The sequence below is a fragment of the Mesorhizobium sp. M1403 genome (assembly GCF_040317695.1).
Lineage (GTDB): Bacteria > Pseudomonadota > Alphaproteobacteria > Rhizobiales > Rhizobiaceae > Mesorhizobium.
In genome coordinates this window covers 625,400-638,971 of sequence record NZ_JAMYKY010000001.1, presented here as the reverse complement: position 1 = coordinate 638,971, position 13,572 = coordinate 625,400, and the positions used below count along the sequence as shown (strand labels likewise).

Genomic DNA, 13,572 nt, shown 5'->3' with positions numbered 1-13,572 from the left:
TTACTTCTTGACCGCTGCCGCGACTTCCGCCGCGAAATCGGTCTCTTCCTTCTCGATGCCCTCACCGAGCGCGAAGCGCAGATAGGCGGCGATTTTGGCTGGCGCGCCGATCTCGCTTTCGGCATCCTTCAGCGCCTTCTCGACGGTGATGTCGGGATTGAGCACGAAAGCCTGCTTGAGCAGCACGACCTCTTCGTAGAACTTGCGCAAACGGCCCTCGACCATCTTCTCGATGATCGCTTCCGGCTTGCCGGACTGGCGCGCCTGGTCGGCGAAGATCGCCTTCTCGCGCTCGACCGCGGCCGGATCGAGCTCTTCGGTGGTCAAGGCCATCGGGTTGGTGGCGGCGACATGCATGGCGACTTGGCGGGCAAAGGCGTTGGCGGCCTGCGCGTTGCCTGTCGTCTCGATGGCGACCAGCACGCCGAGCTTGCCAAGGCCGTCGGCAACCGCATTGTGGACGTAGGTTGCGACAGCGCCGTGCTCGACGGTGAGCTTGGCCGAGCGGCGGAAGCCCAGATTCTCGCCGATGGTGCCGACTGCGTCCTTGATGGTCTCGGTGACCGACTTGCCCGAGCCCGGATAGGGAGCAGCGGCAACGGCCTCGGTCTTGCCGCCATAGGCAAGCGCGACCTTCGCGACATTGGCGACGATCTCCTGGAACGCAGCATTGCGCGCAACGAAATCCGTCTCGGAATTGACCTCGACGATCGCTGCCTCGCGGACGCCGGAATCGACGCCGATCAGGCCTTCGGCAGCAGTACGGCCAGCCTTCTTGTCGGCCTTGGAAATGCCCTTCTTGCGCAGCCAGTCGATGGCTTCTTCCATGTTGCCGTTGGTCTCGTTCAACGCCGCCTTGCAGTCCATCATGCCCGCGCCGGTCAAGTCGCGGAGTTCTTTGACCTGTGCAGCCGAAATGCTCATTGTCGCCTCTTTGTCTAAATGCACCGACGCACCATCGAGTTTCGATGATGCGCCTGGTGCCGGTAGCGCTTACCGCGCCAACATATTGGAAAGATGAAGGCCGCAGCCGGCCTTCGCTATTATGCTTCCGGGGTCTGGGTTGCCGGGCTCTCGGCGGCCGGGGTCGGTTCGAGCGCCGGCTCGACCGGAGCCTCGACCGATGCGCCGATGTCGACGCCGAGTGCGCCCTGCTGGCGGGCGATGCCGTCGATCGCAGCCTTGGCAATCAGATCGCAATAGAGCTGGATGGCGCGGGCCGCATCGTCATTGCCGGGGATCGGGAAGTCGATCTTGTCCGGGTCGCAGTTGGAATCGATGATGGCAACGACCGGGATGCCGAGACGCTTGGCCTCGAGGATGGCGATCGCTTCCTTGTTGGTATCGATCACGAACATCAAATCGGGCGTCGAACCCATATCCTTGATGCCGCCCAGCGCCTTGTCGAGCTTCTCACGCTCGCGGTCGAGGTTGAGGCGCTCCTTCTTGGTCAGGCCCTGAGCCTCGCCGGCCAGCATCTCGTCGAGCTTGCGCAGGCGCTGGATGGAATTCGAGATCGTCTTCCAGTTGGTCAGCATGCCGCCGAGCCAGCGCGAGTTAACATAGTACTGAGCCGAGCGCTGCGCGGCATCGGCGACGATGTCGGAGGCCTGGCGCTTGGTGCCGACGAACAGCACGCGGCCGCCCTTGGCAACAGTGTCGGAAACCTGCTTCAGCGCCTGGTGCAGCAAAGGCACCGTCTGCGAGAGGTCGATGATGTGGATGTTGTTGCGGGCGCCGTAGATATAGGGCGCCATTTTCGGGTTCCAGCGGTGGGTCTGGTGGCCGAAGTGAATGCCAGCTTCCAATAGCTGGCGCATGCTGAAATCAGGCAGAGCCATTCTTATTTCCTTTCCGGTTAGCCTCCACGGACACAGGCATTTTTTGGACTTGGTCCTCGAACGCCACCGGAGGTTTCCGCCGGATTTCTCCCGGGCAGACACCAAAGTCCGTGTGTGGAATGTGCGCGCATATAGAGGGGATGCGCGACAAACGCAAGCGCTGTGGCGTCTTGCGGCTCAGCGTGCGGCGATCAGCGCACCGGTGCCTATCATGGCGCCGCCGGCAAACCTGTTCATCAGCCGCATGCGCCTTGGCGTCTTGAACCAGCTCGAAGCCCGCCCGGAGAGCGCTGCGTAGAAGCCCATGGTGACGATGTTGACGCAGATCACGACCGCAACCACGAGCAGCCCATCGGCGAAGGTCATCGTATTGAGGTCAAGAATCAGCGGCATGATAGAGGCGTGGAACAGGATCGCCTTGGGATTGCCCAATGCGATGGAGATACCGAGGAAAAACGATCGAGACAGTCTTGCCTGGGTTGCGTGCTGTCCATGCGATCGCGCGGAGGCCGATCGCCACATCCGGATGCCGAGAAACACCAGATAGGCAGCACCCGCATACTTCAGGATTAAAAAAACCCATTCGAAGGCCTGTACCAGCGCCACCAGACCGAGCAGTGCCAAGGTGACCAGCACCGCGTCGCCTGCGGCGATGCCGAGACCAGCCAGGAAAGCGCGAACGAAGCCAAGCGAGACGCCATTGGCGATAACCGTGAACATCGCCGGACCAGGCGTGGCGGCGGCAAATGTGATCGCGGCGCAGTAAGCCAAAAATGCCGTCAATGTCATCGTCGCATCTTCCCCCTCGGCACGCGCACACGCCGGAAAACAGCGACGATCTCCTCGCGGCTGCACTCGATGGCGCCGAGCCGCACCGCGCGGTCGCGCTCGAACCCGGTTATGTCATAATGCGGCGCCGATGTCTTCGGCGGCCCTTGGTAGGACGAGCGCTTGATGCCGAGCTGCGCGGCGAAGCGATGCAGCTCGTCGGTGTCGTCTGCCAGCAGATGACACCAGCGGTGGCCGACCCATTTCCAGATCGCCGCATCGACATAGACCGCCATGGGGCTTGCCGCACTCCTTCATCTTGCGCCGACCAACACGCCGCTAACGATGATAGAAGGGATTAGCATAGAAAATGAAGCCGCCGCCGGCCTGGAGTTGCGCTATGGTGCTGGTGATGGTCTCCTGCATGCGGTCGTGCAGTTCGACGAGTGCCGCCTCGACGGAGCCTTTATAGGCGTGCAAGCCTAAAGGGTCCGGCACCCGGATATGGGCGCGGCGTGGGCCTGCCGGCTGCGGCACGAAACGGTCGATCGTATCGCGCAGTGTACCCTTGCAATAATCGTTGCGGATCCGCTTCAAGTGTTCGGCGATCTCCTCCTGCGTGATGCGCGGATTGGCTGAAGCCCAGGGCCCGACACGCCGCAAGCGCTGGATCGTATCCGCCAGCGTTCGGACCTGCTTCCGGCTTCCGGTATCATCCGTGTTTTCTCGCAGCCAGCGGCGCGACCGGCGCAAAAGCTCGGCACTGTCGAGCGTGCCGGCGCCGACCGAGACAAGTTCAGCAAGGCGACGGCCGAGTTCCACGAGCAGGTCCTTCTGACGTGCGTCATACGAAACCCGCTCATCGGATCGCAGGCCATATGCAGCCTCATCGCGCGACAGCAATGTCGCATAGATACGATGGACGCGCTCCGGCAGCGAATCGGCGGCATGGCGTTCGATCTTCAGGCTGCGCTCGACGTAGGCGCACTCCTTTGCCAGCGCTGCCTCGACATTCCCCGTGAAAGCGAGCTTCCAGATCACGGGCGCGATCCAAACTTTGAAATCCGGATCCGTCAGGCGGCCGCGCTTCAGCGCTTCGAGCCCCATCTCGACCGCGCCCGGCAGCAGCGGGGCAACGATGTTGGCATGCCAGCCGACGCCGCCTTCGGGATGCAGGAGAACGCCGTGCCCTTTCAGCGCCCAGGCCACCGAATGTTCCTTGGCGGCCCCGCTATTGCCCGGGATTTGGGCGATTAGATTGTTGGCCAGCCAGAATTTCTGCATCAGCCGGCCAAGCCCGTTGACGACGCCGTGCGTGGCCCAGGATGCCGCCAGCGGGCTTACCCGCGAGACGACCTCCTTGTCGATCATCCAGTCGGTAAAGAACTCCGGATGGTTGGGCGTGATGAACGTCGCCTTGCCCGCGCCGCAACAAGCCTTCAACCTTTGCCGGTCGTCCTCCGGAAAATCGATGTGGCGGACATTGGCGACGCCGCGCAGACCGGCCAGACGGTTGAACGGCAACAGGTCGCGAAGCCCCGGAATGCCGTGCAGCATGACAATGCGGTTGACGAATGTCATGGCCTTGATCAGCGTCGCATTGGGCCGCGGCGCCACAAAAACGTCGATCCTGCTCAACCTGCTCCCCCCGCGGCGCTTACCGTCGTAAGACGTTGATATGCAATTGCGGCATGCTCAAGTCGGTGCAACATGCCCGCAAGATCAAGCGCCACTATCGCGGAGAGCAGCCGGCAGCAGCTTGCCGTCGGTTCGAGCCTATTTCGACGGGCAGGTCTTTGGCTGATCGAACAGCGACAGATTGACCAGCTTGCCGGTCATCGAGAACTCGCCATAGTCCATTACGAGACCGCGCGTGATGCCGTTCTCGTGCAGCTTGAAGCTGATCCGGTATTCCGGCACTTCCTCGCCGCCTTTGTCGGTATCGTCGAAATAGGCGATGTCAACCGGCCAGTATTTGTCGCTGGCGAGCTTGGCCAGCGCCGGCACTTCCGGATCAGTCTTGTCGGCATTGGCTTGCTTGCCGACGACGACGGTGGTGGTCATCACCTTGTTGGCATCCTCCGAGCCGTCGAACAGGTTGGTTTCGTAAAAACGCTCGCCCTTTTCCGCCTTGCCGATCATTTCAACCATTTGCTGGGTCGGGAACTGGGTCGCGGCGAGTTCCAGGCTGTTCTTCTCGGGCTTGTCGATTTCGACCTTGAGACCATTGGCCTCCTTCGTTGCCGTCCCCTTGACCTCCTTGTCGAGGTTCTGGTCGACAAAGGACTTGTTGACGAAGGAGAAGGTCTTGCCTTCGGCATCCTCGAAGGTGGTCATCTGCTGGTCGGTCAGCCTGGTATTGTCGTTGGTGACGATCTGGGTGACCAGGCGGAACTTTACCGTGTAGCCCTCGCAAGGCGAGCCATTGAACTCGTAGACCATACGGCCCGATATGCCGGTGATCCCCGAGCGATCCGACGCCTTGTCCAGGGTGATGTCATAGACGGCACGGTGCGCCTGCAGCGCCGGCACCGCAAAAGCGGGAGCCGCCCAGGAAGCCGCTGTCAGAAGAACGGCGTTGAATGCGAGGCGCGTTGCGCGCATGGGGTGCTCCGATCATCGCGGCTAATGGCAGGCCGCATGGAAAGATGGTCCAGCTTAAAAAAAGTCGTGGCGGAAGCGAGGCAAAAATAGCAATTTCGGCCCGGCCTGCGCGGCACCTTCAAGCAATAGGGAAATAGCATGAGCGAAACAATCGAAAAGCGGCTAAGCGATCTCGGCGTGACGCTGCCGGCTGCCGCTGCGCCCGCCGCCAACTACGTTCCCTATTGCAGGACCGGCAATCTGCTGTTCACCGCCGGGCAGTTGCCGCTCAAGGAGGGCAAGCTCCAGGCGAGCGGGCTGCTTGGCCGCGATGTCGACACCGCGACCGGAAAGGAAGCCGCAAAATACTGTGCGATCAACATATTGGCGCAGGCCCAGGCGGCACTTGGCGATCTCGACAAGATCCGCCGCCTGGTGAAGATCACCGTCTTCGTCGCCTCGGCATCGGATTTTGTCGAACAGCATCTGGTCGCCAACGGCGCCTCGGATTTTCTCGTCGCCGTGCTCGGCGACCGCGGCAAGCACGCCCGCTCCGCCGTCGGCACCCCCTCCCTGCCGCTTAATGCCGCAGTGGAAATCGAAGCGATCTTCGAAGTCGAATGACCGGGACTGCGACCATGACCGACCTTTCCTGGCTGACTGCCCGGCCCGTCGCCCATCGCGGCCTCCACGACATGAACAAGGCGCGCTGGGAGAACACTCTTTCCGCCTTCGCCGCGGCAGCCGAGCGCGGCTATGCGATCGAGTGCGACGTGCACCTGTCATCCGACGGCGTCCCCGTCATCATCCACGATGGCGATCTGCGGCGGCTGACCGGCGAGGACGGCTTCGTCTGGCAGCGTACGGCTGCTGAGATCACGGCGCTGAAGGTCGGCGGCACCGCCGACCATTTGCCGACGCTGCAGCAGGCGCTTAATCTGGTCGACGAGCGTGTGCCGATGGTTGTCGAGCTGAAAGGCGCTGCCGGACACGACGAAGGCCTGGTCGAAGGCGTCGGCAAGATGCTCAAGCGCTATAAGGGCAAGACCGCGATCATGTCGTTCGACCATTGGCTGATCCGCGAGTTCCCGAAACATGCACCCGGCATACCCGGCGGGTTGACCGCCTACGGCAACGACAACCATCTGATCGAGGCGCATTTCGCCATGCTGGCGCATGACATCGCCTTTATCTCCTACGCCGCCGGCGACCTGCCGAACCGGTTCGTGTCGTTCGTACGTGAAAGGCTCGGCATGCCGGTGATCACCTGGACAGTGCATGACCAACCTGCCGTCGACCTGACCTTCAAATATGCCGACCAGATGACGTTCGAAGGATTCGAGCCCGATCTTGTGCGGCTTGCTTGAACGGGCTTGTACGGGTTCGCAGCGAGCTTAAGTAAGCCACATGGATCAAGGGGACGACTGCGACAGACAAACGGCGAATGCGGAGCTGTCGATCCGCATCGCCGCGGGCATCGGCGCCTTCACCAGCGCGGAATGGGACAGCCTTGGTGGCACTACGCGGGGCGAGGCAGAAAACGCCTACAACCCGCTTGTTTCATTCGCTTTTTTGAGCGCGCTAGAAGATTCCGGCTGCGCCGTTCGACGCACCGGCTGGCAGGGTCATCATCTCAGGCTGGAAACCGCGCAAGGCAAGCTGCTCGGTGCGGTCCCCTGCTATCTGAAGTCGCACAGCCAGGGCGAATATGTCTTCGACCATGGCTGGTCGGACGCATTCGAACGCGCCGGCGGGCGCTACTATCCGAAGCTGCAATGCGCGGTGCCGTTCACACCCGTCACCGGCCCTCGCCTGCTGGTCGGCAAGCGCGAGGACAGCCCCACCGTCAAGGCCGGCCTTGCGGCCGGCCTAAAGGCGGTGACGGATAAGCTCGGCGTGTCTTCCGCGCATGTCACCTTCGCGCCGGAGGATGATGTCCAGATCTTGGCGGCAGCCGGCTTCCTGCATCGCACCGACCAGCAGTTTCACTTCTTCAACGAAGGCTTTTCGAGCTACGACGATTTTCTCTCGACGTTGGCCTCGCGCAAGCGCAAGGCGATGAAAAAGGAGCGGCGTGAGGCGCTCGCCGACGGCATCTCGATCGACTGGCTGACCGGCAAGGATCTGACCGAAAAAGCCTGGGACGACTTTTACGCGTTCTACATGGATACCGGCAGCAGGAAATGGGGCCGGCCCTACCTCAACCGCGATTTCTTCTCCTTGATCGGCGAGCGCATGGCCGACGACATCCTGCTGGTGATGGCCAAACGCAACGGGCGCTACATAGCCGGCGCCATCAACTTCATCGGTTCAGACGCGCTCTACGGCCGCAATTGGGGCTGCATCGAGGACCACCCGTTCCTGCATTTCGAGGTCTGCTACCATCAGGCGATCGATTTCGCCATCTCGCGAAAGCTGAAGGTGGTTGAAGCCGGTGCGCAGGGCGAGCACAAGCTGGCGCGCGGCTACCGGCCGGTGACGATGCATTCGGCGCACTACATCGCCCATCCAGGTCTGCGCAATGCAGTGGCCGACTACCTCCAGCGCGAGCGGCGCGAAGTCGAGCGGATGAGCGAATATCTGGAAGAGCACACCCCGTTCCGCAAGGACATGGCGGAGTAGCAAAACCCGCCCGATCGCTCAACCACGTTCGAGCCTGCATGGCCGATGTCGACCGATCGTCTTGCCCGCCCGCAACAGCTTCGCTACACGAGACCGCGAGCCAAGAACCGGAGCGTGCGCCATGGCCGAAGCAACCTACGACAGCAGCAACATTTTCGCAAAAATCCTGCGCGGAGAAATCCCTTCGCACCGCGTCTACGAGGATGATGCGGTCATCGTCTTCATGGATGTGATGCCGCAAGGACCGGGTCACACGCTGGTCGTGCCGAAAGCGCCGTCGCGCAACCTGCTCGACGCGGATCCGGCGGTGCTTGGCCCCCTCTTCGCTCACGTGCAGAAAGTTGCGCGGGCAGTAAAGAAGGCCTTCGATGCCGATGGCGTCACGGTCATGCAGTTCAACGAACCAGCTTCGGGCCAGACCGTCTACCACCTCCATGTCCATGTCATTCCGCGCTTCGAAGGCATCCCCTTGAAGCCGCACAGCGGACAGATGGAACAGCCTGAAGTCCTGGCTGAGAACGCCGGCAAGATACGGACGGCGCTGGCAAACTGAATCGGGGCGAAGCCGCTCGGCCGATACTCGACCACAAGCTTCATGAAAAAAGCCCCGTTGCCGGGGCTTTTTTACTTGCAGGATTGTCAGTTCTTACGCGGCAGTTGCGGCACCAGGCTGCGCTTGCCGCCATCCTTGCCCTTCGGCTCCGACTTCTGCGCCACCGCCTTTTTCCCGGCGGGCTTTTTCGCCACCGCCTTCTTGGCTTTCGGCACGTCGTCCGGCTCTTCCTTCTTCGGCTTCACCGGCGCCTCGTCGGCGAGCGATTCGAGCTTCAGGCCGGTCTCGCCGGTTTCCTTCTTCTCGACGGTGACACGCACCGTGCCGCCCTTCTTGAGCTTGCCGAACAGCACCTCGTCGGCCAGCGGCTTCTTGATGTGCTCCTGAATGACACGGCCAAGTGGCCGCGCACCCATGCGCTCGTCATAGCCCTTGTCGGCCAGCCAGGCGATTGCATCCTGCGACAGGTCGAAGGTCACGCCGCGTTCGGAAAGCTGCGCTTCCAGCTGCATGACGAACTTCTGCACCACCTGATGGATGACCGGCACCGGCAGCGAGCCGAACGGAATGATCGCATCGAGACGGTTGCGGAACTCCGGCGTGAACAGCCGGTTGATCGCTTCGACATCGTCGCCTTCGCGTTTGGTCGAACCGAAACCGATCGCCGCGCGCTGCGCGTCGGATGCGCCCGCATTGGTGGTCATGATCAGGATGACATTGCGGAAGTCGATCTGCTTACCGTTATGGTCGGTCAGCTTGCCGTGATCCATGACCTGCAACAGGATGTTGAACAGGTCCGGATGCGCCTTTTCGACTTCGTCCAGCAACAGCACGCAATGCGGATGCTGGTCGACGCCGTCGGTCAGAAGGCCGCCCTGGTCGAAGCCGACATAGCCGGGAGGCGCGCCGATCAGCCGCGAAACGGTGTGGCGTTCCATATATTCCGACATGTCGAAGCGGATCAGCTCCACGCCGAGCGAGGCGGCGAGCTGCTTGGCCACTTCCGTCTTGCCGACACCGGTCGGACCGGAGAACAGGTACGAGCCGATCGGCTTTTCCGGTTCCCGCAGGCCGGCCCGCGCCAGCTTGATGGCCGAAGTCAGCGCGGTGATCGCGGTGTCCTGGCCATAGACGACGCGCTTCAACTCGATGTCGAGACCTTGCAGCACCTTCTCGTCGTCGGCGGAAACCGTCTTCGGCGGGATGCGCGCCATCGTGGCGATCGTCGCTTCGATCTCCTTGATGCCGATGGTCTTCTTGCGCTTGGCTTCGGGCACCAGCATCTGCGAGGCGCCGGTCTCGTCGATCACGTCGATCGCCTTGTCCGGCAGCTTGCGGTCGTTGATGTAACGCGCCGAGAGCTCGACCGAAGCCTTGATCGCTTCACTCGTGTAGCGAACCTTGTGGAACTCCTCGAAATAGGGCTTCAGTCCCTTCATGATCTCGATGGCGTCCTCGACGGTCGGCTCGTTGACGTCGATCTTCTGGAATCGCCGCACCAGCGCGCGGTCCTTCTCGAAGAACTGCCGGAACTCCTTGTAGGTGGTCGAGCCGATGCAGCGGATCGCGCCGGACGACAGCGCCGGCTTCAACAGGTTCGACGCATCCATGGCGCCGCCAGAGGTGGCTCCTGCCCCGATCACGGTGTGGATCTCATCGATGAACAGCACGGCGCCGGGATAGTCCTCGAGCTCCTTGACGACCTGCTTCAGCCGCTCCTCGAAATCGCCGCGATAACGGGTGCCGGCCAGCAGCGTGCCCATGTCGAGCGCGAAGATGGTGGCATTGTGCAGCACTTCGGGAACGTCGCCCTCGACGATGCGCTTGGCGAGGCCTTCGGCGATCGCCGTCTTGCCGACGCCGGGATCGCCGACATAGAGCGGGTTGTTCTTGGACCGGCGGCACAGCACCTGGATAGTCCGGTTGATCTCGCTCTCGCGACCGATCAGCGGATCGATCTTGCCAGCCTTGGCCTTGTTGTTCAGGTTGACGCAATAGGCAGTCAGCGCGTCCTGCTGCTGCTTCTTCTTGCCGCCTTCTTCTTGCGGCTCAGCTCCGCCCTGGCTGCCTTGCTCGTCGTCGGCGCCGCGCGGCGTCCGCGTCTCGGAAGCGCCTGGGCGCTTGGCAATGCCATGCGAGATGTAGTTGACCGCGTCGTAGCGGGTCATCTGCTGTTCCTGCAGGAAATAAGCGGCGTGGCTCTCGCGCTCGGCGAAGATGGCGACGAGCACGTTGGCGCCGGACACCTCCTCGCGGCCTGACGACTGCACATGGATCACCGCGCGCTGGATGACGCGCTGAAAACCGGCCGTCGGCTTGGAATCTTCATCGTAGCCGGTGACGAGATTGTCGAGCTCGGTGTCGATATAGGTGAGAACCGTATGCTTCAACTCGTCGAGATCGACGTTGCAGGCACGCATGACTGCGGCCGCCTCGGTGTCGTCGATCAGGGCGAGCAGCAAATGTTCAAGGGTTGCATATTCATGGTGCCGCTCATTGGCGAGCGTCAGCGCTTGGTGAAGCGCCTTTTCCAGGCCTTGGGAGAAAGCCGGCATGTTACCTCACTTCTTCTCCATCACGCATTGCAGCGGATGCTGATTCTGTCGGGCGAAATCCATGACCTGAGACACTTTGGTCTCGGCCACCTCGAATGTATAGACCCCGCACTCGCCCACCCCATGATTGTGAACATGAAGCATTATGCGTGTGGCGGCTTCGCGATCCTTCTGGAAAAAACGCTCCAGCACGTGAACCACGAACTCCATGGGTGTGTAGTCGTCGTTAAGGATGAGGACCCGATACAGACTGGGCTTCTTGGTCTTGGTTTTTGTGCGCGTGATGACGGCCGTGCCGCGACCGGCCTCATTGCCGTTGCTGCCGTTCTGCATTCGCACCACGTAGCTCGTGGCAGTCAAACCTGTAGTCACGTAGTCCTGCCTCTTTCGAATCCTCATGCATGCTCGACATGTAGGTGCTCGATGGACGATTTTAAGCCCTTCTGTTTAGCTGACAATATGGCTAGGTGGCCAAACTTGACCGATTTTTCAAATCGTGAAGACCGCAAGGACCCCGATTTCGAGCTGGCATGAAAAAACCCGGCCGCGCGTTCGCGACCGGGTCTGTCTTTTGAGGCCCAAGGGCCGGCTTGGAACGTTCGTCGAATTTACTTCGCCTTGGCGACAATCGATTCGAACGGCTTGTAGGCTTCCTTGGCGAGTTCGGCATAGAGATCGCCAAGCTTGGTGGCCTCGGTGACGAAGCTCTCATAGGACTGCTTGGCGTAGTCGGACTGGATTTCGATCGCCTTATCCAGCGACTTGGCGGAGAAGAGCTTCTCGACAACGGCGCTGCCGGCCTCAAAACTTTTCTTGGTGTACTCGCCCGCCTCGGTGGCGATGGCCTGCGCACCCTTGGACAGCGATGCAAAGCTCTTCAATCCGGTGTCGGCAAATTCCTTGCCGTATTTGCTGAAATCTTCATAGGTCTGGGTCATTTCACGCATTCCCTTGAACGGTTGCCTTTGGACGATGGACGCGCCTTGTCCGGGCCGCGTTGTGCAATGCGTGTAAATATATTGTGCAGTGCACAAAAAGTCAAGATTTTCGCGGCAATGCGCATCGTGAGCCGCCGGCAATCGCTAAGATTCGAATAAAGAGAGGCTCAATCCCGCAGAAAATGGTGAACGCGGCGGTTACCATAAACGGATTGGTAACGCTGCCCGCGTTAGCGTGGCCCGAGGTGAGGCAGGACCCTTTGCCGCCTCCAAGGCAACGGAAATTCAAAGGAACTATCAGTGCGTAAGGCGTTGTCGGGCTTCGTTTCCAAATCCGCGTCCCCCCTCAAAACGATCATGATTCTCGCTATGGCGATGAGCTTCGTCGTCGCGGACGCGGCTTCATCCATGGCGGCCAAGTCGGCGGCCATCGTCATCGATGCCAAGTCCGGCAAGGTGCTTTATTCGTCGGATGCCGATGGCCGGCGCTATCCGGCCTCGCTTACCAAGATGATGACGCTCTATCTGACGTTCGAGGCATTGGCGAAGGGCAGGATCAGCAGGAATTCTCCGGTCGTGTTCTCGGCCAATGCCGCTGCCGAACCGCCAACAAAGCTCGGCGTCAAGCGGGGCGGCTCGGTCACGGTCGAGACCGCCATCCTGTCGATGGTGACCAAATCGGCAAACGATTCCGCAACTGCGCTTGGCGAGATGCTCGGCGGCAATGAGGCCAATTTCGCCCGCATGATGACCGCCAAGGCGCGGGCGCTGGGCATGCGGGGAACCGTTTTCCGCAACGCCAACGGCTTGCCTGATCCCGGGCAGTTCACGACGGCGCGCGACATGGCGCTGCTCGGTATCGCCCTGAGAGAGCATTTTCCACAATATTACGGCTATTTCTCGCAGCGCTCCTTTCTTTACGGGCGACAGCGCATCAACGGCCATAACCGTCTGCTCGGACGCATCAAGGGCGTCGACGGCATCAAGACCGGTTATACCCGCGCCTCCGGCTATAACCTGGTCTCCTCGGTATCGGATGGCGACCGGCGCATCGTAGCGGTGGTCATGGGCGGCAGGTCCGGCGGCAGCCGCGACAGCCAGATGGCCGGGTTGATCAATGCCTACATGCCGAAGGCGTCGTCGCGCGGCGGCGGCATGCTGATTGCCAAAGCCGGTGGCGGCAATCCGATTTCAGCCCTGGCCAAGGTGCTTCTGCCGAAGCATGACGCGCCGACGCCGGATAGTAAGCCGGACGACGATGCCGTTGCCTCCCTCGTCGAGGAAAATGCTCCCGTCGTTGAAGAAACCACTCCGGTCGTTCAGACCAGAAAGGTCAAGACGGCGGCCGTGGCGACAGCGGACGATGTGGCGACGGCCCGGGTCGCCGCAGCCTATGCCGAACCGGCTGCAGAGGTCGATCCGGTCAGCACGGCGTCGGTGCCATCCGGCTGGGCAATACAGGTCGCCTCTTCGCCAAAGCAATCCGAAGCAAAGGCTTTCCTCGACAAGGCGACGAAGCAGGTGCCCTCCGTTCTGGCCGATGCCTCCGGTTTCACCGTCGCCTTCGACAAAGACGGCGTCACCTATTACCGCGCCCGGTTCGGTGGTTTTGGTTCGAAGACCGCCGCCTGGAAGGCTTGTAACGCTTTGAAAAAGAAGAAGATCGAGTGCTACGCCGTCCAGCAGTAAGGGCGCGAAACGATATCTTTCCC

General features: G+C 61.4%; 14 protein-coding genes. 5 read left to right on the top strand and 9 right to left on the bottom strand.

Annotation, left to right across the window (positions count from 1 at the left end; genetic code table 11):
- From tsf to NKH01_RS03205, 6 genes are all read right to left on the bottom strand, one after another.
- On the bottom strand, positions 1–924 hold the full coding sequence (gene tsf, locus NKH01_RS03230) for a translation elongation factor Ts (protein ID WP_023717733.1): 924 nt from the start codon (positions 922–924) through the stop codon (positions 1–3).
- A gap of 119 nt (positions 925–1,043) precedes the next feature.
- On the bottom strand, positions 1,044–1,841 hold the full coding sequence (rpsB, locus tag NKH01_RS03225) for a 30S ribosomal protein S2 (RefSeq protein WP_023717734.1): 798 nt from the start codon (positions 1,839–1,841) through the stop codon (positions 1,044–1,046).
- 177 nt (positions 1,842–2,018) lie between these two features.
- Positions 2,019–2,630, bottom strand: coding sequence for a LysE family translocator (locus NKH01_RS03220; protein ID WP_352587146.1), 612 nt, complete (start codon positions 2,628–2,630; stop codon positions 2,019–2,021).
- Positions 2,627–2,905 (bottom strand): DUF4031 domain-containing protein, encoded by a 279-nt coding sequence (locus tag NKH01_RS03215; RefSeq protein ID WP_023717736.1) that lies wholly within the window; start codon positions 2,903–2,905, stop codon positions 2,627–2,629. Before NKH01_RS03215 ends, NKH01_RS03220 begins: the two co-directional genes overlap by 4 nt.
- A gap of 43 nt (positions 2,906–2,948) precedes the next feature.
- A complete protein-coding gene (locus NKH01_RS03210) occupies positions 2,949–4,247 on the bottom strand; it encodes a lysophospholipid acyltransferase family protein (protein ID WP_353018903.1) in 1,299 nt (432 codons plus the stop codon).
- A 138-nt stretch (positions 4,248–4,385) separates the two neighbouring features.
- Positions 4,386–5,213, bottom strand: coding sequence for a cell envelope integrity EipB family protein (locus NKH01_RS03205; RefSeq protein ID WP_023717738.1), 828 nt, complete (start codon positions 5,211–5,213; stop codon positions 4,386–4,388).
- 138 nt (positions 5,214–5,351) lie between these two features.
- Here NKH01_RS03205 and NKH01_RS03200 point away from each other — a divergent pair, with 138 nt between their 5' ends.
- The 4 genes from NKH01_RS03200 (at position 5,352) to NKH01_RS03185 (ending at position 8,367) form a co-directional block, all read left to right on the top strand.
- Positions 5,352–5,816 carry a RidA family protein gene (locus NKH01_RS03200; RefSeq protein ID WP_352908365.1) on the top strand — a complete coding sequence of 155 codons (465 nt, stop codon included), beginning with the start codon at positions 5,352–5,354 and terminating at the stop codon, positions 5,814–5,816.
- 14 nt (positions 5,817–5,830) lie between these two features.
- Entirely contained in the window at positions 5,831–6,559 is a 729-nt protein-coding gene (locus tag NKH01_RS03195; RefSeq protein WP_352587137.1) for a glycerophosphodiester phosphodiesterase, read from the top strand.
- Between the two features lie 40 nt (positions 6,560–6,599).
- The gene (locus NKH01_RS03190) at positions 6,600–7,814 is read left to right on the top strand and encodes a GNAT family N-acetyltransferase (RefSeq protein WP_352587134.1); all 1,215 of its coding nucleotides are present in this window, start codon (positions 6,600–6,602) and stop codon (positions 7,812–7,814) included.
- 121 nt (positions 7,815–7,935) lie between these two features.
- The gene (locus NKH01_RS03185) at positions 7,936–8,367 is read left to right on the top strand and encodes an HIT family protein (RefSeq protein ID WP_352482287.1); all 432 of its coding nucleotides are present in this window, start codon (positions 7,936–7,938) and stop codon (positions 8,365–8,367) included.
- Between the two features lie 86 nt (positions 8,368–8,453).
- On the opposite strand, the gene clpA is transcribed toward NKH01_RS03185, so the two are convergent.
- The 3 genes from clpA to NKH01_RS03170 all read right to left on the bottom strand — a co-directional run bounded on the left by clpA (position 8,454) and on the right by NKH01_RS03170 (position 11,860).
- Positions 8,454–10,922 (bottom strand): ATP-dependent Clp protease ATP-binding subunit ClpA, encoded by a 2,469-nt coding sequence (gene clpA / locus NKH01_RS03180; RefSeq protein ID WP_023717743.1) that lies wholly within the window; start codon positions 10,920–10,922, stop codon positions 8,454–8,456.
- A 6-nt stretch (positions 10,923–10,928) separates the two neighbouring features.
- Complete coding sequence (gene clpS, locus NKH01_RS03175) at positions 10,929–11,255, bottom strand: ATP-dependent Clp protease adapter ClpS (protein ID WP_023717744.1); 327 nt, start codon at positions 11,253–11,255, stop codon at positions 10,929–10,931.
- A 275-nt stretch (positions 11,256–11,530) separates the two neighbouring features.
- Positions 11,531–11,860 carry a phasin family protein gene (locus NKH01_RS03170; protein ID WP_023717745.1) on the bottom strand — a complete coding sequence of 110 codons (330 nt, stop codon included), beginning with the start codon at positions 11,858–11,860 and terminating at the stop codon, positions 11,531–11,533.
- Between the two features lie 300 nt (positions 11,861–12,160).
- Between NKH01_RS03170 and NKH01_RS03165 the strand changes: the two genes are divergently transcribed.
- Positions 12,161–13,549, top strand: a complete 1,389-nt coding sequence (locus NKH01_RS03165) for an SPOR domain-containing protein (RefSeq protein ID WP_352494596.1) — start codon at positions 12,161–12,163, stop codon at positions 13,547–13,549.
- Positions 13,550–13,572 lie beyond the last annotated feature (23 nt).

Excerpts from the sequence above, each read along its gene's own strand:
- tsf (WP_023717733.1), bottom strand. The coding sequence starts at position 924 with ATGAGCATTTCGGCTGCACAGGTCAAAGAACTCCGCGACTTGACCGGC.
- rpsB (WP_023717734.1), bottom strand. The coding sequence starts at position 1,841 with ATGGCTCTGCCTGATTTCAGCATGCGCCAGCTATTGGAAGCTGGCATT.
- NKH01_RS03220 (WP_352587146.1), bottom strand. The coding sequence starts at position 2,630 with ATGACATTGACGGCATTTTTGGCTTACTGCGCCGCGATCACATTTGCC.
- NKH01_RS03215 (WP_023717736.1), bottom strand. The coding sequence starts at position 2,905 with ATGGCGGTCTATGTCGATGCGGCGATCTGGAAATGGGTCGGCCACCGC.
- NKH01_RS03205 (WP_023717738.1), bottom strand. The coding sequence starts at position 5,213 with ATGCGCGCAACGCGCCTCGCATTCAACGCCGTTCTTCTGACAGCGGCT.
- NKH01_RS03200 (WP_352908365.1), top strand. The coding sequence starts at position 5,352 with ATGAGCGAAACAATCGAAAAGCGGCTAAGCGATCTCGGCGTGACGCTG.
- NKH01_RS03195 (WP_352587137.1), top strand. The coding sequence starts at position 5,831 with ATGACCGACCTTTCCTGGCTGACTGCCCGGCCCGTCGCCCATCGCGGC.
- NKH01_RS03190 (WP_352587134.1), top strand. The coding sequence starts at position 6,600 with ATGGATCAAGGGGACGACTGCGACAGACAAACGGCGAATGCGGAGCTG.
- NKH01_RS03185 (WP_352482287.1), top strand. The coding sequence starts at position 7,936 with ATGGCCGAAGCAACCTACGACAGCAGCAACATTTTCGCAAAAATCCTG.
- clpA (WP_023717743.1), bottom strand. The coding sequence starts at position 10,922 with ATGCCGGCTTTCTCCCAAGGCCTGGAAAAGGCGCTTCACCAAGCGCTG.
- clpS (WP_023717744.1), bottom strand. The coding sequence starts at position 11,255 with ATGCAGAACGGCAGCAACGGCAATGAGGCCGGTCGCGGCACGGCCGTC.
- NKH01_RS03170 (WP_023717745.1), bottom strand. The coding sequence starts at position 11,860 with ATGACCCAGACCTATGAAGATTTCAGCAAATACGGCAAGGAATTTGCC.